Annotated in this window: 25 protein-coding genes and 1 pseudogene; 8 read left to right on the top strand and 18 right to left on the bottom strand. The window is 37.2% G+C overall.

Translation table 11 applies throughout. The features are described 5' to 3' along the window. Window positions 1-289 precede the first annotated feature (289 nt). The 3 genes from DOK79_RS06835 to DOK79_RS06825 are packed head-to-tail and all read right to left on the bottom strand — an operon-like array spanning window position 290 to window position 2,536. On the bottom strand, window positions 290-1,063 hold the full coding sequence (locus DOK79_RS06835) for an HAD family hydrolase (RefSeq protein ID WP_206854488.1): 774 nt from the start codon (window positions 1,061-1,063) through the stop codon (window positions 290-292). Between the two features lie 14 nt (window positions 1,064-1,077). Next, window positions 1,078-1,710, bottom strand: a complete 633-nt coding sequence (locus DOK79_RS06830; RefSeq protein ID WP_206854490.1) for a DNA alkylation repair protein — start codon at window positions 1,708-1,710, stop codon at window positions 1,078-1,080. 28 nt (window positions 1,711-1,738) lie between these two features. After that, window positions 1,739-2,536, bottom strand: a complete 798-nt coding sequence (locus DOK79_RS06825; RefSeq protein ID WP_206854492.1) for a formate/nitrite transporter family protein — start codon at window positions 2,534-2,536, stop codon at window positions 1,739-1,741. 323 nt (window positions 2,537-2,859) lie between these two features. Between DOK79_RS06825 and rpsD the strand changes: the two genes are divergently transcribed. Both rpsD and DOK79_RS06815 read left to right on the top strand, forming a co-directional pair. Next, window positions 2,860-3,471 (top strand): 30S ribosomal protein S4, encoded by a 612-nt coding sequence (gene rpsD / locus DOK79_RS06820; protein WP_010734406.1) that lies wholly within the window; start codon window positions 2,860-2,862, stop codon window positions 3,469-3,471. Between the two features lie 910 nt (window positions 3,472-4,381). Continuing rightward, complete coding sequence (locus DOK79_RS06815; protein WP_206854494.1) at window positions 4,382-4,936, top strand: biotin transporter BioY; 555 nt, start codon at window positions 4,382-4,384, stop codon at window positions 4,934-4,936. A 130-nt stretch (window positions 4,937-5,066) separates the two neighbouring features. Here the strand turns inward: DOK79_RS06815 and DOK79_RS06810 are convergent, their stop codons facing one another. The 9 genes from DOK79_RS06810 to DOK79_RS06770 form a co-directional block, all read right to left on the bottom strand. Beyond that, a complete protein-coding gene (locus tag DOK79_RS06810) occupies window positions 5,067-6,020 on the bottom strand; it encodes a zinc-binding dehydrogenase (RefSeq protein WP_206854497.1) in 954 nt (317 codons plus the stop codon). Window positions 6,021-6,061: 41 nt separating this feature from the next. Continuing rightward, the gene (locus tag DOK79_RS06805; protein ID WP_206854500.1) at window positions 6,062-7,294 is read right to left on the bottom strand and encodes a nucleotide disphospho-sugar-binding domain-containing protein; all 1,233 of its coding nucleotides are present in this window, start codon (window positions 7,292-7,294) and stop codon (window positions 6,062-6,064) included. A gap of 91 nt (window positions 7,295-7,385) precedes the next feature. Next, the gene (locus tag DOK79_RS06800; RefSeq protein ID WP_206854504.1) at window positions 7,386-8,174 is read right to left on the bottom strand and encodes a GNAT family N-acetyltransferase; all 789 of its coding nucleotides are present in this window, start codon (window positions 8,172-8,174) and stop codon (window positions 7,386-7,388) included. A 151-nt stretch (window positions 8,175-8,325) separates the two neighbouring features. Continuing rightward, a complete protein-coding gene (locus tag DOK79_RS06795; protein ID WP_206854506.1) occupies window positions 8,326-9,582 on the bottom strand; it encodes an ABC transporter permease in 1,257 nt (418 codons plus the stop codon). Then, window positions 9,575-10,474, bottom strand: a complete 900-nt coding sequence (locus tag DOK79_RS06790; protein ID WP_206854509.1) for an ABC transporter ATP-binding protein — start codon at window positions 10,472-10,474, stop codon at window positions 9,575-9,577. The genes DOK79_RS06795 and DOK79_RS06790 overlap by 8 nt, the downstream gene beginning before the upstream one ends. 469 nt (window positions 10,475-10,943) lie before the next feature. Beyond that, entirely contained in the window at window positions 10,944-11,585 is a 642-nt protein-coding gene (locus DOK79_RS06785) for a DUF998 domain-containing protein (RefSeq protein ID WP_206854511.1), read from the bottom strand. Between the two features lie 29 nt (window positions 11,586-11,614). Continuing rightward, window positions 11,615-12,376 carry a 3-oxoacyl-ACP reductase gene (locus DOK79_RS06780; RefSeq protein WP_206854513.1) on the bottom strand — a complete coding sequence of 254 codons (762 nt, stop codon included), beginning with the start codon at window positions 12,374-12,376 and terminating at the stop codon, window positions 11,615-11,617. Next, window positions 12,373-12,594, bottom strand: coding sequence for a DUF2829 domain-containing protein (locus DOK79_RS06775; protein WP_206854515.1), 222 nt, complete (start codon window positions 12,592-12,594; stop codon window positions 12,373-12,375). Before DOK79_RS06775 ends, DOK79_RS06780 begins: the two co-directional genes overlap by 4 nt. After that, complete coding sequence (locus DOK79_RS06770) at window positions 12,591-14,114, bottom strand: helix-turn-helix domain-containing protein (protein ID WP_206854778.1); 1,524 nt, start codon at window positions 14,112-14,114, stop codon at window positions 12,591-12,593. The genes DOK79_RS06775 and DOK79_RS06770 overlap by 4 nt, the downstream gene beginning before the upstream one ends. A 422-nt stretch (window positions 14,115-14,536) precedes the next feature. On the opposite strand from DOK79_RS06770, the gene DOK79_RS06765 reads away from it, so the two are divergent. Then, a complete protein-coding gene (locus DOK79_RS06765; RefSeq protein WP_086335311.1) occupies window positions 14,537-15,271 on the top strand; it encodes an MIP/aquaporin family protein in 735 nt (244 codons plus the stop codon). Between the two features lie 183 nt (window positions 15,272-15,454). Further along, window positions 15,455-16,078: a helix-turn-helix domain-containing protein gene (locus DOK79_RS06760; RefSeq protein ID WP_206854519.1), complete on the top strand. Its 624-nt coding sequence runs from the start codon at window positions 15,455-15,457 to the stop codon at window positions 16,076-16,078. Window positions 16,079-16,642: 564 nt separating this feature from the next. On the opposite strand, the pseudogene DOK79_RS06755 reads toward DOK79_RS06760, so the two are convergent. Together DOK79_RS06755 and relB are read right to left on the bottom strand one after the other, a co-directional pair. Then, window positions 16,643-16,744: pseudogene (locus DOK79_RS06755) on the bottom strand (type II toxin-antitoxin system RelE family toxin); the annotation flags it as partial. A gap of 103 nt (window positions 16,745-16,847) precedes the next feature. Continuing rightward, the gene (gene relB, locus DOK79_RS06750) at window positions 16,848-17,117 is read right to left on the bottom strand and encodes a type II toxin-antitoxin system RelB family antitoxin (protein WP_206854521.1); all 270 of its coding nucleotides are present in this window, start codon (window positions 17,115-17,117) and stop codon (window positions 16,848-16,850) included. 205 nt (window positions 17,118-17,322) lie between these two features. On the opposite strand from relB, the gene DOK79_RS06745 reads away from it, so the two are divergent. Together DOK79_RS06745 and DOK79_RS06740 are read left to right on the top strand one after the other, a co-directional pair. Beyond that, window positions 17,323-17,571 carry a type II toxin-antitoxin system RelB/DinJ family antitoxin gene (locus DOK79_RS06745; RefSeq protein WP_206854524.1) on the top strand — a complete coding sequence of 83 codons (249 nt, stop codon included), beginning with the start codon at window positions 17,323-17,325 and terminating at the stop codon, window positions 17,569-17,571. Further along, window positions 17,568-17,864 (top strand): addiction module toxin RelE, encoded by a 297-nt coding sequence (locus DOK79_RS06740; RefSeq protein WP_206854526.1) that lies wholly within the window; start codon window positions 17,568-17,570, stop codon window positions 17,862-17,864. Before DOK79_RS06745 ends, DOK79_RS06740 begins: the two co-directional genes overlap by 4 nt. Window positions 17,865-17,921: 57 nt before the next feature. On the opposite strand, the gene DOK79_RS06735 is transcribed toward DOK79_RS06740, so the two are convergent. From DOK79_RS06735 to DOK79_RS06725, 3 genes are read right to left on the bottom strand one after another with little or no spacing between them, the layout of a single operon-like run. After that, window positions 17,922-18,818 carry a metallophosphoesterase gene (locus tag DOK79_RS06735; RefSeq protein WP_206854529.1) on the bottom strand — a complete coding sequence of 299 codons (897 nt, stop codon included), beginning with the start codon at window positions 18,816-18,818 and terminating at the stop codon, window positions 17,922-17,924. Window positions 18,819-18,836: 18 nt separating this feature from the next. Further along, entirely contained in the window at window positions 18,837-19,196 is a 360-nt protein-coding gene (locus DOK79_RS06730) for an iron-sulfur cluster biosynthesis family protein (protein ID WP_206854532.1), read from the bottom strand. 47 nt (window positions 19,197-19,243) lie between these two features. Then, window positions 19,244-19,822 (bottom strand): GNAT family N-acetyltransferase, encoded by a 579-nt coding sequence (locus DOK79_RS06725; RefSeq protein ID WP_206854535.1) that lies wholly within the window; start codon window positions 19,820-19,822, stop codon window positions 19,244-19,246. Between the two features lie 218 nt (window positions 19,823-20,040). Between DOK79_RS06725 and DOK79_RS06720 the strand changes: the two genes are divergently transcribed. Further along, window positions 20,041-20,337 carry a hypothetical protein gene (locus DOK79_RS06720; RefSeq protein ID WP_206854537.1) on the top strand — a complete coding sequence of 99 codons (297 nt, stop codon included), beginning with the start codon at window positions 20,041-20,043 and terminating at the stop codon, window positions 20,335-20,337. A 67-nt stretch (window positions 20,338-20,404) separates the two neighbouring features. Further along, window positions 20,405-20,527, top strand: coding sequence for a hypothetical protein (locus tag DOK79_RS06715; RefSeq protein ID WP_254905451.1), 123 nt, complete (start codon window positions 20,405-20,407; stop codon window positions 20,525-20,527). 185 nt (window positions 20,528-20,712) lie between these two features. Here the strand turns inward: DOK79_RS06715 and DOK79_RS06710 are convergent, their stop codons facing one another. Beyond that, window positions 20,713-21,666, bottom strand: a complete 954-nt coding sequence (locus tag DOK79_RS06710) for a siderophore ABC transporter substrate-binding protein (RefSeq protein WP_206854539.1) — start codon at window positions 21,664-21,666, stop codon at window positions 20,713-20,715. Window position 21,667: the final 1 nt, after the last annotated feature.

The raw sequence follows: 21,667 nt of genomic DNA, 5'->3' as shown, positions 1-21,667 counted from the left end.
TCTAACTATGTAAATTGATCAAAATTTATTTTTTATTCTTTTTACTAAGTAAACAATAGACAGGGCTAAACCTATGAAGAGCATGAACCAAAACAGAAATTTAAAAACTAAAACTAAATAAAAGACGATGTTCCCCATGATATCACCTCCCGAAAAAAGATTGTTTTCAAAGAAGGAACAAAGTAACTATCTGATGATATGCTAAGAAAAAAACAGAGGACATCCAATCAGAAAATTCTGTTGCATGTCCTCTGTTTTGCTAAGCGCATTGTCGAAGTATTTCTTTGACCTAAATCAAAGCTAATTCTTTCAAAGCCTTCCAAATACCATCTTGATCATTCGTATCTGTGACCATTTTTGCTTCTGCTTGGACTTCTGGTACTGCATTGCCCATTGCGACGCCAATACCAGACATACGCAGCATTTCACGATCATTTTGTCCATCACCAAAACTGATGACGTCTTCTGGCGCAATCCCCACTCGGTTCGCCAGGTTCATGATCGTTACCGCTTTTGAACCATCGTGCGGCACCACATCGACACTATTTTCGTGCCAGCGCACAAAACGGATACGATCGTAAGCACTGAATTGTTGGTCATAAGAGTGATCAAAGAAAGCTAATGCTTGATACACATCCTGTTTTTCAACAAAGTATTCATCCAATTCTGGTAAATGCGCACCAAATGAATGCATCGCATCTTCCATCATATCGATACGATTAGATGAAAAGCGTTTGATTGAATCCAAACTAACAAATGCGGTATCGATAGCCTTTTCTTGTGCTTCTTGAATAAATTGGTGTAACTGTTCTTCATCCAGCAAATTTTTGTAGACTTGTTCATGATCCAAAAATCCGGCTGCACCGTTACATAGAATATAATTGCTAAATGCTAGATCACGGATAACTTCTTGTGCGTGAAAGCGACTACGCCCTGTAGCAATCGTCACTAAATGTCCATCTTTACGCAGTTTTTCCAAGGCTTCCCTTGTACTATCCAACGCTTGCTTGTTGGAGTCTAACAACGTGCCGTCGATATCAAAAGCAATTAATTTGCGTGTCATTCTATCTCGCCTCTCTATAAATACTTACTTGCTTCTCTCGTTGCAAGTTTGCTTAATTCTTTCGTCAATTGTTCTTTTACCCAAAGTGGATTTGTTTTACTATAATCTCGCAGCGCCCAACCAATGGCCTTTTGAATAAAAAATTCCTTTGTTGAACGATCTGCATCAATCGCCCGTTCAAGTAAAGTGACATCTGTCTGCTCTTTAAAACCTAGTTGTAAGGTAATCGCAATGCGTCTCAACCAAAAGTCTTCTTGACCTTCAAATAACTGGAAAACAGCTTCGATTTCTTGATGAAGTTTCCCCCATGTACTGTAGACTTTTTGCCATGAATCAATGCTGTCCCACCATTCCTTCTGTGAGACAAGTTCACGCAACCATACTAGATTCTCAAAAGAGAGTCGTTTGACGTTCTTCTGGACTAGATCGATCGCTAAATATTGATATTCACGCTCTTCTCGTGCATAGTAATCAGCTACTAAAGAAAGTAGTTCAGGAACAGGTAACTTCTGACTTTCTTTCATTAATGATTTCTGTATCAATGCTCTTTCTGGCTTAGGCACACCAGCAAAGCGGAAATGATGTTTCATATAAGCTTCCATCTGTACCGCTTTTTCGGTGTTTTTAGGAAATATGATTTTCTCCAAAACACTTCCTCCCTTTTAGAGATACCTCTTAGTCAACATAAGATGATTTCGATTGATTCAACCATGCATAGCCTAAACCAATCACTAATCCTCCACCAATATAGTTTCCAATCAAAGCAAACGTTAAGTTGTGGATGATATTGCCCACTGTCATCGCGTCCATGTGTCCGCCTGAAACGAAATAAGCTAATGTAAATGCTGGGAAATTGGCGATAACGTGTTCATAGCCTAGAAAAGCAAAAATGAAAATAATGAAAACAATTGCTAAGACTTTCCCCGCATCATCTTTCATTCTCATACTGATCAATACCGCTGTATTTACTACAATGTTGGCAAACATTGCTTCCACTAAAATTGTCATCGTCGGTTTCGTCAATTTGACTGCGATCGACTCTAACATATAATTATCCATCGGCAGATCTTGGAATGGTGTAGTCAAAGAAACTAAAAAGCCAAATAATACCCCACCGATCAAGTTAAATAAAATACAAGTAAACAGAATTTTTGCAGCTAGTCCTAATTTTAATCGCTTACGTTGGACCCCAACTGACATATAAAGCATATTTGAGGTACCAAGTTCAGCATTCATGTATAAAATCATTACTAACGACCAACTAAACATAAACGCATAAAGCATCTTTCCAAAGCCATGAGCAATATGCTCACCTTTGATCGCAATCGAAAAAGCAACAGCGGTTCCAAGTGTCAAGAACAAACTAGCTAATACAGCACGCACAGCATAGCGGGCGTAACTATTTTCGATCAAATCAACTTTCTTTTCGATTGATGCTTCAATCTTTTCAAACAACGGTGATACTGGGTTCATCTCTTTTCTCCTTTAAGATTTGTTCAATTATTTTCATGCTTTTGGCATATACCCTCTTATTCTATAGACAGAGTCGAGGTTTGTAAAGCTTTTTTGCTACTTATTCGCTTGACATTGACCAGTCATATCGCTTATACTGTTATTCGTGTAAAATAATGCAGCAGAAAAATAATAACTCGTCCCTAGTTTGTTGCCCCGCTTCGGGTTCAATTGTGTAACCGCGGCTGCAAAGGTGAAGATTGAAGAACAAACTATACGATTATGAATTTTTTAACGGATTATTTTACTCCAAAAAATATAGTTATCTATTGGAGGAAATTTTAATGTCTCGTTATACAGGACCATCATGGAAAATTTCTCGTCGCCTAGGTATTTCATTATCTGGCACAGGAAAAGAATTAGCACGTCGCCCTTACGCTCCAGGTCAACATGGACCAAACAGCCGTGGCAAACAATCAGAATACGGTATGCAATTAACTGAAAAACAAAAATTACGTCATATGTACGGTATGAACGAACGTCAATTCCGTAACTTGTTCGTTAAAGCAAGCAAAATCAAAGAAGGTAAACACGGGGTTAACTTCATGATCTTACTAGAACAACGTTTAGACAATGTTGTTTATCGTTTAGGTCTTGCAACTACTCGTCGTCAAGCACGTCAATTAGTTAACCATGGTCATATCATGGTTGATGGCAAACGCGTTGACATCCCTTCATACCACGTTGCAGTTGGTCAAGTGATCTCAGTTCGTGAAAAATCACAAAACATCTCAACTGTTAAAGAAGCAGTTGAAGCAACTGTTGGACGTCCAGCATTCGTAAGCTTCGACGCTGAAAAATTAGAAGGTTCATTGACTCGTTTACCAGAACGTGACGAATTGTACCCAGAAATCGACGAAGCTCTTGTCGTTGAATACTACAACCAAAGCCTATAATTCAAAAAACTTTGGTACAAAAAAAGCCGGCTATCTTATGGATAGCTGGTTTTTTTAGCTTACTGTTGAAGGTCAGCTTTTTGAACACCGTTTATCGAGGTTGTGAAAAAGCCGGTTAGCTCCAAGTAACAAGAAACCAACCTCCCTCTCCTCAAGTCGGCACATATCCAAAGATAGCACTCGAAACAGCGTATATGTCACGCTGATTCGAGTGCTATCTTTGGATGTTGGCTTTAGCTGTTTCAGGTGTTTCAGTGACTGGATCAATAGGAAGGAACATTAAAAGATTCTTTATTTGGGTGATCGAACAGCGAAGCTTTTGTCGTTCGCCTATTGTTCTCTAAAAACATCGTCATTGAATACCTTCCACTTAATCTAGACGAGGAAAAGAAAAAGATCTCTAAAGTGTGATGCTTTGAATGGAACAAAATAGTCAGCATCGTTGCTTTCCTAATGAAATGTCTCCTTTAAACAATCAACTGCTTCGTTTTCCCTTTATCAATGGTGGATAGACAGATTACCTTGTCACTTTCACAGTTGCTGATTCTTGGCACACTCATTACTCAAACAACATTTAGTGCCCATTGTAAATCAATGAATGTCTAGCTGATCGATTGAATCAACAAACGATTTCATTGACTACATTGGGCACCTCTCTATAGAAGATTCAAATTCAAAAAATCCTCATTTTTCTATGTGCCAAAATATAGTTGTTTATGTTATATAAAAATTATATCATGTATCAAAACACTTGCTATTCATACTTTTTTCTACGTGCGGAAATATTTTTGCACTCTTGCTTCACGTAATGTAACAAAAAAATAAATATACGGAGCCTTTACATTTATTTTCTTTTCCTCTATAATTTCGTTAACCTTTAAAAATAAAATGGTTAACGAAAGGAAAGCTGATGACAAAATCATTAAAAGAACTTATACTCGTTGCCGAATTTACAGCAATCATTGCTGTACTCTCACAATTTGCGATTCCATTAGGTGTGATTCCACTGACTGGCCAGACTTTTGCGATTGGGTTGACCGCCACCTTCCTAGGGAAACGTACTGGTACTCTCGCTGTTTGTATGTATCTCTTATTAGGGTTGATTGGCCTCCCCGTCTTTTCCGGTACGACTGGGGGAATAGGCGTCTTATTTGGCCCATCAGGTGGTTACCTTTTTGGTTTTATTCTTCAATCTTTCGTCATTGGTTGGTGGATTGAAAAGACCAGTTCTCGCTTCTTTCACGCTTGGTACGCCAATCTATTCGGCTCTCTTCTTGCTTTAGTTGTCGGAACTCTGTGGTTATCATTCAGTGGTAATTTATCATTTCAAACAGCTCTACTCAGCGGATTCGTTCCTTTTTTATTGCCAGAATTGATCAAAAGTACAGGGGCAGCGTACGTTGGAAGTACCTTGCGAAGACGACTACATTTCAAATCAGAAACGATTCTTTCATCAAAAAAATAACTAGCGGAGATGGAGATATAAATGTTTGACTTCGGGAAATAAAGCGTAATCCACCAAATGAGCCAAATTTTGGTAGCTTCCGCCTTATTACCGAAATATTTTTCTTATCCTAGATTGGTGACGAAAAAACTTACGAAGGTTGCAAAAGTATTTTCCCGATACTTTTACCTGATTCAAGATGCTCATGTGCTTGTTTCCCCTCTTTTAAAGCATAAATCGTTGGTGGACTTGTTACTATTTTTTCCTCTTCAAAATACTTGAACAGCCTTGCGCTTCTTTCTTTTCGTTGGTTTGCGCTGGTCAAGTAATCCCATAAATCGCCAGTTAGTATACTTTTTGATTGAGATAATAATTGGATGAAATCAATAGCTGGTGGATTTCCCCCAGCCATACCGAAGAAAACCACCTTTCCTCTATTTTTGAGCAACGAAGTACTCTCAAGTAAAGTAGATCCTACGCCATCGTAGACTGTATCAAAAAAAGAATGATATTCAGATTCCCAACCAGAATTTCTCACAAAGACCATCTCTGCGCCTTGGTTCAATGCGAGTTGTTGCTTCTCTTCTGTAGAAGTTACACCATAAACTTTGACGCCATCTGCCGTGAGCATTTGCGATAAGATTTGCCCTACGCCACCACTGATACCATGTACGAAAACATTCTCATCCTTGCCGTTCAAACCTAGATCATGCGCTAAAAAATCTGCGGTCAAGCCTTGTAGCCCAATGCTTGCTATTAATTGGATATCGATTGTCTTTGGTACTCTTATCGCCTTTTCTTCAGGTACAGCTACCAATTCAGCATTAGCAAACGGAACATCAACAAACAAGACTTTATCACCAACTTCATACTCGGCGACCGCGGTACCTATTTCCACTACAGTGCCTACTCCTTCATAGCCATTGATATAAGGTATATGTTTTTCGATATGGTAATTTCCTTTTCTTCGATAGATATCTGCGTAATTCAGTCCTATATACTCCATTTGAACTAATAGTTCTTTGTTGGCAATTACGGGTTCAGGAAGTTCACCATACTGCAAGACGTCCGAACTTCCAAAGCTTTCAAAATATAAGGCTTTCATCTACATTATCTCCTAACACCACTTATTTTTTTCTACTTATTTCAGAGATATTCTGCCTTAATGATCTCTGCTGCATTTTTTGCACCATCTATCTCCATAAGTGTCTTCATTTCGATTGCTTTTTGGCTATATCTCTTGGAAGAAATTTTTTGAAGCATAGTTACTATTTTATGATACTTTATTTCATTTGGACGTACAGATAATGCATTCCCAAATTGTTCACAATAGCGAATGTTCAATTCTTGCTCATATTGAAGTCCGACACCAATAAATGGCTTACCTGATGTGCAAGCCGTTTGGACAGTTCCCTCTCCGCCATGGATGATTGAAAGATCAACTTCTTTTGAAATCAGATGTGCTGGTAATAACTCTGTCAAATAGATATTCTTACCAAAATTATTTTCGTTAGAATCTCCTGTTATGAAGTGTTTTACTGGTGCTATCACGACACAATCCAATCTGTTAAGAATATTCAAAAGTTTTAAGATCATTTTTTTGTTCCCTGAACTCCCCATAGATAAATAGATCACTTTCACTTTATTCGCTTTCGCAGCTTGAATCACCTTTTTGATGAAATCAGGTATTTCTAAATCGAATCGAGCATAAATGGGACCTACTATACGCATATTTTTTGATAAGGGTACTTCCGAAATAAACGTTGGATGCGTCGTGAGCAAATCCAACTCACCCGATAATAAGTCAATCGTATATTTTGGAAGTGTCAAACCATACTTTTTGGCTACACGCTTTAGTGCATAAGGTTTCCATTTTGTATGAAGGAATATTTTTTTGCAGATTGACCAAATGAAGTTGGTTGGAATTATTTTTTGTGTCAGTTGATGAGGTGCAGGTGCATCATACAAAGATAGTTGCTCTCTTGTCAACGTAAAAGGTTTGATATATATCAGTGGTACTTTATAGATTCTAGCGGATAAAAAGGCAGTGATATTCGTTCCTGTGACAATCACTTTAGGCTGCTTCTTCTGATAGAAAGCCAACTCATTTTCTATTCGTTCCTGAACGATTTTAAACGTAAACGGATGTCTGATGGACTTCATTTGATCTACTTTGATTATTTGTTTCTCTTGTTCCAAGGTAAATATAGGTTTTAATAAATAAAAAGTGAATCCTGCATCCTCTATTAGATGCTTATAAGTTTTAGAAAATCCAAAAAAAATACAATGCCCCGCGTCTTTTAAATTATTTGCTACCTCAATCATTCTTGTTGTTTCCGCTAAATTGAATGTTGCTGGGGCAAATACGATTGTCTCCATTTATTCTCTCCAATAACAAGTTAGTAGCTATAGTAATACTTGACGAATCAGTAAAATCAATCGGTAGTAAAGTGAAACTTATTTTACCTAACTACCATTGAAAGAAGATCCCCTGCTGTTCTCCGATTTTTTCAAACCCAAGTTTTAAATACATCTCTTTTGCTGTTTCGTCTTCATTCGCTACTAGATAAACCTTGGTAGCTCCTTGTTCTATGGCATCCTTCATTAATTCTTTGATCAACGTCGTGCCATACCCTTTGCGCTGTTCCTCAGAAATGATGTGGAAATCTTCAATTTTTGCTATCCCTTGATGAATAAACAAATCACAACTGCCCACCACTTGATTTGTCTCATCATAACAAAGATACGTATTAATTTTGCCTTCACTCAAATAAACTTCTTCTTTGCGTTTTTCTTTATTTTCTACAAAAGCCATGTAATCTGGGTCCGTTTCGTCCTCTAACTCAATCATCAATTTTTCTTTTAATTGCGAAAGATTCGTGACTTTTATTACTTTACAGTCTGTTCTTGAGCGGATATGATCAAATTTAGACAAATCAAACAAATAAAAACCATCTGTTTCTATTTCAACTTGTTGTTCAACTTGTGCTAACTGCTCACTGTTGAGTTGAAAATATATTTGGATTTTACAAAATGAATGCTTTTGTTCTTTTCTAAGCAACACTTCCCGTTCGATGATATCCAACAACTCCTCTTGGGAATCACTTTCAGCGATCAACGTGAAATTTAGGTCATACATATCTAGTAATCGCTCATCTGTAAATCGAATCACTTTTCCTTCTTTTTTTTCATCTGCCATACATTTTGTATAGTATTTCTCACATTGCTTCACTTGTCGGTCATTCATTGTTTTTAACATTTTTTACTCTCCTAAAATTTACTTTTCTATTACCAGAATTTTTTTATCTAGTTAAATACTTCTCGTCCTTAGCTGTCTTTTTTGCAAACAAGCCAGATTCATCAGCGTATTCTGAGGAATCTGGCTTGTTTTTCATATGTCATTATATTTACTATTTTTTCTCATTTCGCATGATGGAAATCGATTGTTTCAAGGAACTCCAAATCCCACCTTCACTATAGACCAAGACATTGGATTTATACATTGTGGCAGAAAAGAACATCAGTCCTAATGTCGCTACAAGCAGGATGATCAATGAAATCCAAGCCTCCATATTCTGCGCTGTTTCATTTGCCAAGCGAATCGGCATGATATATGACGAAAGAAATGGAATATAAGACGTGATGCGAAGAACGATATTACTCGGATCAATTACAGCTAGCATCACCCCTAATCCATAGCCACCAATAGAAAGATACGTCACAGGAACGATTGCTTTTGCTGTATCCTCTGCTTTATTGACTAACGAACCGCAAAGAGCCGCTAAAATAGAATAGATCAAAATACCTAAAATCATAAATAGTAGTACATACCATAGGAATGGTCCAAAGAACATCTCCAAGGATACATCTGCTAAAAACATTTGGACGATCTCCATATCTTTGAACTGCGTATAGCCAAATCCAAAAATAATGGCATACAATCCCATTTGCGTGAGTGCCACAAGTAAGATTCCTGTCAATTTTCCATAAAAATGTTTTTGTGCCGTAGTACTCGATAATATGACTTCCATGATTCTTGTTCCTTTTTCAGAAGCAATTTCTTGCGCAATGATTTGTGAATAAGTCATGATAATAAGAAGCAAGAACACGCTAACAATCGAACTGACTATATTTTGGACTCGCGAATGATCTTCTCCGATCATCATTTCACCATTCTCGTCAAAGCTGACTTTTTGCCGAGTAAATGTTGCCTGCTGACTTAGTTGAGCAACTTCTTCAGGCGTTACACCTAAGTTTGTCGCACGAATCATCGATTGGATGCCATTCAACTGCTGTTGGATTATGACTTGAGTCACTTGTCCTAATGAATTCTCACTGAACAACTCTCCAGAAACGGTATTATTTTCAGTTGAAATGATCATATACGCATCTAACTGCTCGTCTGCTAACTTCTCTTCACCTGCTTGTTCAGTCTCTACTGCTTCAAATTCAAAATCATCCGACTTGATTTGTTCCAGATACTGAGAAATTTCCTCATTGTCTGCTACGATCCCTATACGATTGATTTCACCAGTTCGTTGTGCAAACGTACTTGCAACATAACTGATTCCCATGGTAAAAAACGGAACTAGAATCATGATGAGAAAGGAGAACGTTTTGACATTTTTCCAATAGACATCTTTTGCAATGATCCAAAATTTACGCACCGAGCTCACCCGCTTTCATTTTAAATATTTCTTCCAATGTTGGTGGTTGTTGATTGAACATTGGGATATAGCCAGATTGCATGGCACGAGCGAAAATTTCTTTACCTACTTCTGGATCTTCTAATGTGATTTCTAAAGATTGGTCCTCACGCATATTGACTTGTTGTACGCCACTGATTTCTTCAATCTCTTCTTTCGAAAGATCTGATTCAAGAAACAGCTTTGTACGCCCAAAGGCTTCACGGATCTCATGGACTTTGCCATCTAAAACCATTTTTCCATTCCGTAACATGATCAAATGATCACAAATCTTCTCCACATTGTCCATATTATGACTTGAAAAGATGACACTTGAACCTTTATCTTTCAATTCGATGATCCCATCTTTTAATAACTCTGCATTGACTGGATCTAAGCCGCTGAATGGTTCATCTAGAATGATCAATTTAGGTTCATGGATCAATGTAGCAATCAGTTGGACTTTTTGTTGATTTCCTTTAGACAGCGATTTTACTTTATCTGTTTTCTTTCCTTTCACTTGAAATTTCTCCATCCAAAAATCGATTTTAGGTTCGATTTCTTTTTTGGTTTTCCCTCGAAGTGAGGCAAAATAAATCAACTGTTCTTGGATTGATACCCTTGGATAAAGTCCGCGTTCCTCTGGCAAATAGCCAATCACATCATAGTCTTTTTCACTTAAGTGTTGTCCATTCCATAAAACCTCTCCTTGATCTTGTGTCAAAAAATCTAAAATCAAACGAAAAGTCGTCGTTTTCCCAGCTCCGTTTTGCCCGATCAAACCCATGATCTTCCCACGGGGAATTTGAAAGGATACTTGATCCACTGCTGTGTAATTCCCAAAACTCTTTACTAAATTATTCACTTCTAACATGCAAATCCTCCCTCTATGCACATTCCGTAAAGAAATCGCATACATAAAAAATGAGATAGTTATTTATACGGTTTCCGGTAATCTACACACAGTTGTTTGGTTTAAAAATGATTTCAACTCTTCTTGACTGGTATTTACGCTTACTTGTAGGAATAAACCGTTATAATATTATTCATTTATCATCCAATTATAACTAAAATGTAATTTTATTTCCATTCATTTTTTTCGAAACATATGAAAACAAACGTTTTTTATCACACAAAACACGTAACTTTTGTTATTTTATTTTTTTGGTTATAGATAGAAATGAAGGGTTATTCAGTAATTTAAGACATATACGATTTCTTCGTTAGAAATAAACCTAGAACAAAAACCAGAACATTCTCTGGTTTTTATCCTAGGTTTCCTTATTTCTTATTCAAAATAGCTTTACCTTTCGCTTAACTATTCCTATTATGTGTCTGGGACATTATTCGTCGCTCACTATCAACTTATTGTTTGTTGTATAGATATAAGACAGGAAAAAAACAAATGCTTGCAGCGGAAAAATCACCATTCGTTCTGTCAATCCTAAAATATTCCAACCTTGTGCCATACCAATTGGATTCAATGCCCCAAATAAAGTAATCAATGTGGCAGTTGCTATACAGATTTTTCCAAATGTTGGTAGTTTTTCTTGTTTAAGGTAGCCAAAACCAATCAGGAAAAGGGCGGAAATGGTAGTGAATACGACAATGATCGTCACGATGATGTGCATCATATTTTGAAAATTCATCTCCGTTTTGTCGCCGGTCAGTGGAAATAGTTTATACCCCACCACCGTGGTAATTGCCATCACAAGAAAGAGCAGATAACCGATTCGGGTCAACCAATGATACTTTTCAACTGATTTCACGACCATTCCAACGACGAAAAGTAAAAAGCATAATCCATAAACAAGCAGGATTGCATTCAATAATTCCGCATTTGGTGCATCGACTGCGGTTAACGAGCTAATGTCTGTGGTGATTGGATCATAGGTTTTCCAAAGGTGTTGACCAAGAAAAACATGTAAAACATATGCCACTACACTGACCATTCCAAGAGGCATCAACCAGTTGAGCCCTTTCATCCTTTCACCCCCACTTATTCTGTTTATTACTATTTAAGCAGCCAACCGCCATCGATTGGGACGACTGCCCCATGGATATAACTCGCTTGAGGCGTCGCAAGAAACAACGTTAATTCTGCCACTTCTTCTGGTTGCGCCCAACGTTTGACAGGTGTCTCTTCTGCCACCCATTTTGCCATCTCTCCATCGCCTGCAAAATCAGCCGCATTCATTGGTGTTTGGATAGCTCCTGGTGCGATGGCTTTTACGCGGATCCCTTGAGCCGCATAATCAAGAGCTAATTGTTTCGTAAACCCGATGATTGCATGCTTCGCACTCGTATAGGCGATTCCGCCACCACCAGCTACCATACCTGCAATCGAGGCCATGTTGATAATCGTACCTGTTTGCTTTTCTAACATATCCGGCAATACTTGTTTTGTTAGTCGAAACAAGCTTTTCACGTTGACCTCATAGATTCGATCCCAAAGTGTTTCTTCTGTTTCTAACAAAGGCTTGTAATCATCAAGAATCCCTGCGGTGTTCAACAAAATAGTAATGGTCCCGACTGTTTCACGGCAAGTCATGACCGCTTTTTCAATCACTTCTTTTTGCGAAATGTCACCGATAAATGGAACAAAATGCTCAGGGTATTTTGTAGCTAGTTCTTCCATACGTCCTAATTTCAAATCCACTCCAAACACGACCGCTTGTTGGTTTAAAAAAGCTTCTGCTTGCGCAGCACCGATTCCTTGAGCTGCGCCTGTCACAAAGACGACTTGATTCGCTAAATCAGGATAATGATTGGTCATTCAACGATCATCCAATCTTCTGCTAGAATGTCACAAACGGTTGGCGCGAAGCTTGAAAATCCTTCATCACTTGTTTTGATCAGAAAATATGGCGTAACTGGACACCCATCAAATTCATCGCCTGATACAAGAACTACATATAATTCAAATCCGCTCCAGCCTTTTCGAATGACTTTCGCACCTGTTTTCAACTTGGGTAATACTTCTTCAAATGTCATGTTTTTTTTCTCGCTTTCTTTATTTGGATTTCTTTGATTTTATCAAATAATCGGATATAATCCGAGAGTTCAAGGTCAGCGGTCACGATAAAGTAATCTAAGTCCGCCCAAGGTTTGCGATGGACCTTACTTGTAGACAGTAACAGATCAACCTCTTTTCCCCGATAATCCGCTGGCAAAAACGACAACTGGTACTCTTCTTTGAAGAATTGTCTTAGTTTTTCTTTTAGTAATTCTTCTTCAAAAAGAGGGAAATCCGTCATCAATAAAATAGTGACCTTGGGCAATTGTCGATTGAACGCACGCATTGTTTTTAACACAGTTAAATATCTTCGCATTAAAAATGTCTCGTTTTCATAGACCCACTCGTCTGAATGTTGCTTTTCTTTGTTGAAAAAATTCCGCAACCACTGTTTCAACGACTCATTTTCAATCACTAAATGCCTACTAAAATCGTTACCGTTCTCATCAATCATTTCTTTCGCTTGAGGGAATAAATAAGCAAATAGGTGACTACTGAATAAATAGTTCTCTGCTTCTTTTGTAAATGGTTCTTCTTCTAGTTTTTGCTCTTGATAATACGTACTTACCGCCTTTTTTGCTTCTATTAAAGCTGTAAAAGGAGGCGTTTGTTGTTGTTGATGAAAAGTGAAGAACTGCTGACGGATCATTGGTGCTTGATAATATTCTTCCCGAGTCATCAATACGAGAAATAGCGCCCCTAATTCTTCTTTCGCTTGAAAATAGTTGGGTAAGAAAGGCTCCATCCATTGACAGAACGCTTTAAATAGTGGATTTTCTTCAATCAAATCACGCTTTTTCTTATTCAAAACCACATAATGTTTTTGGGATTTGCGTAAGAAAAACGCTCCTAACATATACTCTAATCGCCGCTTTTTGATTTCATGCAAACGCACATCAAAAAACAGTAAAATTTGTTCAGCGATTTGCTTCACATCTTCTTGCGGAATCGTTTCAAAAGGCCAAACTTTTCCACGAAACAATTGCCAAAAAGTCATATGTAGATATAGTCGAATGATTTCTTCTTCCCCGCATGCGATATAGCTTCCCCTTTTTAGTTGGATGCCATATCCAGAAAACTGTTCTTTCCATTCATTGATTTTCCGATGAACAGTTGACTCACTGATATAATGCTTTTGGGCAAATTGATAGAGCGTGTGGAATTCTTCAAAAAAAATGTCGTGCAACAGCTGATACTTTAGCGTACTTTGCACGAGATAAATCAAAAAGCGTTCACGTTCAATGGGATCCAATGAAGGATAAAAATGATAACCTGAGCGATTATTCTTTGTAAATAAATCTTGATTTTTCCCACTGAATCTATGATAGTTTTTGCTCAATTCATTTAAATATTTGGACACACTTCGCGCGTCTAACTGAAGTTTTTGCGCAAGTTGAACAGCTGTATGCCCTGCTTGATCTTCAAAGCTTTCGAGCAAGAGCACTTTGTAATATAAGTCTTTGTCAAAACGTTTTAAGTACTCAGAAGACAAATACAACAACTTCACCCCTTGATCGTATTTCCTTCATTGTAGCATATAATCGTTGTCTAAACATCCAAACAGATGCACTACCAAAGGAAGGAAGCAATTAAGGATAGTTCTGCCTTTGATTGGTTCCATACATTTTCTTTTCCATTGGCATATCGATATTTTTCTGAAATTTTTCAAAAAATGCAGATCACAACCGACACTATTTGATAAAAATCGATATTTTTTTTTGATATATTTATAGTTAGGGTTGGTGTTTTGTGTCATAGGGTTTTATCAATGTATCACCTGTTGTTCGGATTTCTTTGCATAAAGAAGTCATTTTTTATTTTGCACTTATCACAACAACAGAAATACACCTCTTACGGAACACTTCACCCACTTGTGTTGCTGTTTCTTTTTTATATTTCAATAAATTGATGGAGGGTATTATGGATTATTCACTTATGACCCGTCTTGCGGCGGAACTACTTGGTACAGCATTATTGATCGTTTTAGGTAATGGTGCTGTTGCAAACGTAGACTTAAAAGGAACAAAAGGATATGGCAGTGACTGGATGCTGATTGCGGTCGGCTATGGTTTTGGGGTTATGATGCCAGCAATGATTTTTGGTGGAATCAGCGGAAATCATATCAATCCGGCATTTACGATTGCTTTAGCATCTAATGGGTTATTCCCTTGGGCAGAAGTCGTACCTTATATCGTCGCTCAACTACTTGGAGCGGCTCTTGGCCAATTGATCGTTGTCGCTTGTTACAAACCTTATTACGATCAAACAGAAGACGTGAATCATGTATTAGGTACTTTCTCTACGATCAACAGCGTTGGTTCTAAATTCAACGGTTTCGTCAATGAGTTCTTCGGTTCATTCGTTTTATTCTTTGGCGCATTAGGTATCACAAAAGCACCATTTTTCCAAGATAACTTAGGAACAGCTCATTTAGCTCTTGGTTTCTTAGTTTGGACATTGGTCGCTTCACTAGGTGGTCCTACTGGTCCTGGATTGAACCCTGCTCGTGACTTTGCGCCACGTTTGGTTCATGCGTTGTTACCATTGAAACATAAAGGTTCTTCACAATGGGATTACGCTTGGGTACCAGTTGTCGCACCGATTTGTGCCGGTATCGTAGCAGTCTTTCTCTACAAAGCATTATTTATGGCATAAAATGAATGCGTACTGTAAAAACGGAAATCTTTGGAAGCAATTCCTTAGATTTCCGTTTTTTGTTGATTTCAAGCTTAAAAACCACTCTTGCAACTGCCAGTTGACAGAACGCAACAGGTAGATAGTAGCTACGCAACCGTTAAAATTGTTACAATAAATGCAGGAAAGAAAGGAGTGTTGACGATGGATATGGCAGAAAGAATACAACACTTGAGAAAAACAAAAGGGCTATCTCAAGAGGAACTTGCTGACACGATGAACGTTTCAAGGCAAGCCGTTTCTAAATGGGAGAGCGGGCAAAGTACACCGGACTTAGAAAAAATAATTATGCTTAGTGAATTTTTTGAAGTCACCACCGATTACATCCTAAAAGGAATTGAAACAGTAAAAGATAAAGACCAACAAACCAAAGAAATATTAAGTAAAATTCTCTATATCTCTTCCACAGCCTTTGTTGCGATTGGTTTATACAGTGCATTTTCTGGCTGGTATGCAGAACAAATGTTAGAAGATGTTTGGGGTTCAATGATTATCCAAGCAGTCGGAATTGCTGGCTACTTTATCGGAAAAACATTGTCGAAAGAAAAAGCACCCTTTTATGTTGATTGGCTTAATCTCATGGGAATTTCCTTTATGCCAATTTCTATGTTGATTGGTTATCTTTCGCTACTTGCTTTGAATCAAGGTCAGATTGCACCTTATCCAATTGGCACCGCTCATACTTTACTTTTTGGCTTGGTACTCTTTGCGGTTGGTGTGATAAGTTTTATCTTTATTAAAAATCGGAATAAACTCTCGGTTAGATAAATCAATACAAAAGCACCTTTATTCTTTTTGAATGAGGTGCTTTTGTATTTGACTTGGTAAAACAAGACACGAAAAGTTGATATATGCTATTTTCTTTTGTAGACTCAGTTGGAAATATTCATTGCACGAATCAAGAACTGAATCTCTCAAGGAACCCTAGTTGGTATGTTTACCCTTTGTGCATTATCAAGTATTTTCTGTTCTTCTTACTTTAAAATATCTGGGTTCTCCGGTTGTTGAAAATGACTTGATACAGGACAAAGCATTATTGAGCCATCATGCTTACTAGAATAAACAACTCTCCCTTGATATCCATATTTTCCAGTTAAGCTCACTGTTTCATTTGGATATTCGAGACTAATTTCATCCTATGGATTAATTTTTGTGTCGCATGAAGAAAAGTTCATATTCAGTGTGAAATCTGCATTACCTAGATCATTTTTATACGGCGTTCCCTGCACAGTTAGCCTGACACGTACATATTCAAAAATACAAAATTCATTGAAAAGAGCTTTGAATACAAAAAACCGAAGTGTACAAAAATTCACTTCGGAGTAGATGCTACTATAGATATATATTTTTTCTATGTCCTACTTCTAATGCTAAAACAATCAACTGCTCATCATCAATCTTTGTAATGACGCGATAATTTTCCGTTCTGTATCGTCACCCACCTGTATTTATAGAATTTTTTATGCCTTTGATCTGTTTATGTTTATGTAATCATCTTATAATAAGTTGTTACTTCAAATTTCTTTAGTTTTCTTATTTACTTATCGAAGATGGCTATTGTATTTACCAAGTAAATCATTTTTTCACCTATATCATACTTCTCTAAAATGACAGATAAATCACTCGACTTTTTATCTTTCAAATATTCTTCATAGACCAAATCTCCTATTTTTGCATCATAGGTATCTTCTAAAGCATCTAATGTTTTTGTTTTAAGTAAATCAGATAGACTCTTTCCTTCAAATTTAGCCATTTCATCCAAAAATTTTTTCTCATCTTCTGTCACACGAACTGTAATTGTTGCCATAATGTTCCCCTCCTTTTGCTTTATTCGATAGATATATTAATTATAAAACACCTATGAATATAAGAACACAGCGTGTTCGTTCGTTGGGAGAATTTTTTTCTTTATTCATCAATAGTGCAAAAAAAGAATGTTCTTATTGTACACATCTCCAAACAGGTGTACAATAGGTGCATAAATAGCACAAAAAAAGAGGGCTGAACTTACTATGGACACAAATAAGACAAAAGAACGATTAAGTATCAATTTAGACAGTGAATTGAAAAAAGAAGTTGGTAGTTTATTATCTGATTTAGGGCTAGATTACACGACAGCAATTACGATTTATTTTAAGCAAATTGCCAAGAAAAAAAAGATTCCTTTTGAGCTTTCGACAACAAGTTATTACACGATCGATGAAGTTGCTGGGCAGGATTGGCGAAATAAGGTAGCGGAAATCAAGGATGAATGGGAATGATCTATGAAGTAAAATTAACAGAAAAATCAAAAATAGATTTTCAACAGCTCGATAATAGTCAAAAACAACAGATCCTCAAATCTTTTATGAAAATAGAGTTACATGGGATGCAAACCGGGCAACAATTACGTGGAAAATTAAAAGACTGTAGAAAACTAAAACATAAGCGTTTAGGATTAAGAGTTATATTTAGAGAATCAAATTTTGGTATAGAAATAATTGAAATCATAGCAATTGGTAGACGCTCAGATAATGAAGTCTATACAATAGCTGAGAAAAGATTGGGACGATAAAAAATACATAAAAGCCCCCCAGTGTCAGTTTCGATGACACTGGGGGGCTTCACATTCTCAGTAAGCAATCACTGTTAACGCTTGTTCAAACTCTTGTTTTAAATGTTGCAATTGGTACTCCTTAAATTCTGGACGATGGGTACGCAATAATACACGCAATTTCATTGGGTTGTAGCGATCAATCAATTGATACTCGTTGATGAAATCCCGCGTCAATTGCCATTCGTAATAATAGCCAAAAGGACGGCAACTATACGTCGTTCCTTGAAGGGATTTATCCTCAAATCGCCGATGCGTATGGCCAAACACAACTTGTTGAAGATTGTCATATTGATCCAGTAATTGCCCAAATGAAGCTGATCCTAAGAACGCGTTGAGTTGGTTCCACCGTTCATAAGGAGCATTTTGGTAAACAATGAACTCTTGTTTCGGAACAAAATGCGTCGATAAGATCACATTTAAATTCTTTTTACGCAAAGTATCCAATAAGGATCTTGTCGCTTCCAATACTCGTTCATTCACTTCTAAATCCGTGCCTTCTCGTTCGATCAAACGATCATACCAGTATAAACGCTTCATCCGAACGATTTTATTCACGTCTGTTTCTTCTGAAAATTGGTAATCATACCAACCGTTGATACCTAATAATACGGTATCTTCGTTTAGTGGGATATAGCGTTCATTCAAAAAATGCGCATCTGGAAAATGACTGATCATCGCTTCACCAGTGACATCGGCTAACTCATGATTCCCAAAGTGAAAAGTCGTCGGTAGCCGCTCTGCAAAAAATTCAGCGACAGCGACACAGCGATCTACTTTATTGGCAGTATCACCAGCCAAGTGTAGCCGAGTAATCTTTTTTTGTTGTAAGACGTTCCATAAAATCAGTAATTCAGCCTCACCAAATTGATTGATATCGACATGTAAGTCACTGATGATTGCTAAATTCCCCATACGTTTTCCTTCTAAATCTTAAATATTTGATGTAACGATTTGAACATTGTTTTTGATGATTCCTCCAGGACCTTTTAGTTGTAGACTCTTGTAAGTTGGTTCTACCGCTAAAGTTGTCGGATTATCTAAATAAACTAACGCACTTTTCTTGATTTTTATTGGTCCCATTTGAGTATCAACTACTTCAGAATATAAGCTCAAATCTGCTGATGTCTCTTTGTTTACAATAATCAGACGAAAAGAAGTATCGATTTGGCAAGTGATTCGGCTATTTGCAAATGGTCCATCTCCGTCTTCTACATCCAGCAATAATTGTTCATTCTCATTCACTTTTCTACGAAGCAGTTCTTCTGCTTCTTTTGATACGATAAATTCCATCTTAATCACCTCAGTTTCAGCTTAATGATTTTTGCATGAAGTTGCAACTAACTTGTTTTTTGTTTACTTTCTAACCACATTTTTTGGGTAATTCCTTTAAGAACCATTGAAATGAGTTCTCCTTTTTCGCGTTTCGCATCAGGGATCACAGCTTCTTCTCTCATCCCTAGCTTATCCATCACTCGACCTGATTTACTATTTTTTATATTATAATAAGCAAAAATCCTTACGAGTCCCATCTTTTCAAAACCAAGATCAATTAGGGCTTTTCCGGCTTCTGGCATGATTCCTTTTCCCCAATACTTTTTATTTAACGCATAACCTAGTTCACCCGTATCATCGCCTTCTTGTATCCGCAAATCGATCGTACCGATCATCTTCCCGTTTTCTTTCCATTCAATGGCATACTTCCCAAGTGGTGCCGTCATAAAAAAATTGGCCACATTGATTTTTGTATCTTCAATTGACTGATGGCGAGGGAAAACGAAGCGACATGTTTCTTCATCATGGGCATATTCAAATATATCCTCTGAATCTTCTAGTGCAACTGGTCTTAAAATTAAACGTTCCGTTTCTATCACACGATTTTCAGCAAATACCAAGTTTCGATTGATCAATAATTCCATGTGCATCCCTACCTTTTCAATTGTTTTAAATTACTTTATCGAAGTTCACGAAAAGAAGCAAGCTAAATCTTAACTTTGTCTTAAAATAACATTTCATACATAAAAAAGCGAAAAAACTTAAACAATCCCTGAAAAAGAATAATTTTTTGTTCACGATTTATTAACAATTTTTCTGTAAAGTTATTTTATCAAGTAAATGAGTACAGGAGGATAAGAAGATGGCAGAGTATATAAAGAGTATTTACTTTATTGAAGAAACACAAAATATTGAAGGTTCATACATCGAAGTGAAAACATTATTCGTTGATGAAGACAAAGAAAAAGCACTGTCGATCTATCATAAATTAGCGAAGAAGAAACCAAATTACTTTGGCTTGATTCTAAGTGAATACAAAATCAAAGCAGAAGAAAGCTATTTTTATCAGCTCTTGAAACGCTGGACAAAACTGCCAGCTGACTTTTATCGTCAAGTCAAAATCGTTAATTATCAACCATTAGCTGAAACACACGCTTAAATTTAAGCTTTAAGCTTTCTCTAAGGTTCGCCTTGTATCCTTGAGTCAAATCAAAGGAGGCGATCTTATGTTTCGACAATGGCTTGCTCACTTCTTCCATGACCCAACACCGCGAATCGACCCGTATGAAGTTGATAATGAATTTACCCTGACACTGGATTTTCCTAACGATCAAACAATCACCCATTAAATGAAGTTGTACAGAAATCCTCAGCTCCGAGAAATAAGCGTGAACCCCCGAAAATTTTTCTTCAAATTTTTGGGGGTTCACGCTTATTTCTATAGGAGCTACTTCTGCATCACCTTTTATTCAGTTTTAGGGTGTACAAGGGCTCTAATGTCCCAGGTTCATTTTCTTAGTTATTCACTGGAGAGTTATTTTAACGCTTGATTCACGTCTTCAATCATTAAATTCATTGATTCAAGTCCACCACCGCTCAAATACCAGACGTCTGGTTGCAATGAAATCACTTGATCATTTTTACCGGCATCTGTTTGCGCCACTAGTTCATTCGCAGCGACGTTATCGTTGCTTGTGTCTCCTCCAATTGCTTGCGTACGGTCGATCACAAATAAAATTCCAGGATTTTTCTCTAAAACATATTCGTAAGAAACACTTTGACCATGCGTAGATGCTTCGATTTGATCATCTGCTTGTTTAAACCCAAATAAATCATGAACTAATCCGAAACGTGAGCCTGATCCGTAAGCTGAAAGCTGGCCTTCATTGACTAAAGTGACTAAAGCTGTCTGATCAAGCGCACTCGCTTTTTCTTTTACTTCAGTGATTTTTTCGTTAAGATCTGCTAATTTTTCATCTGCTTCTGTTTCTTTATCGAAGATTTTTCCTAATGTTGTCACATTTTCTTGCATTGATTCCCAAGGTTTTTCTGAGTCCAGCGCCAAAAATAACGTTGGCGCGATTTGGCTCAATTGTTCCTGATAATCTCTTTGACGACCTGAAATAATGATCAAATCTGGTTGCATCTCATTGATTTTTTCCAAATCAGGTTCTTTGATGCCCCCCGCAGATTCAACTTCTTGATATTTTTCTAAGTACGCAGGAAGATTTTTAGTTGCAGCACCTACTACCTTATCTCCCACACCTAACGCATCCAATGTATCTAGAGAGCCATTATCGAATACCACGACTTTCTCAGGGTTTTGTTGCACTTCGACAGATTCACCATTACTGTCTTTGACTGTTAACTTGGAATCTGTTGCTACGGCGCTTGATGCTGTTGTTTCACTCGTTTGTGCTTCGTTATTTCCACATGCAGCTAATCCTAATGATGCCATGACTAAAAATCCTAAAACTATTTTCTTCATT

Origin of the sequence: Enterococcus sp. DIV1094, assembly GCF_017316305.2 — a bacterium.
GTDB lineage: Bacteria > Bacillota > Bacilli > Lactobacillales > Enterococcaceae > Enterococcus_B > Enterococcus_B mangumiae.
Note: the sequence above shows the minus strand (reverse complement) of the source record. Positions and strands in the feature narration are given on the sequence as shown.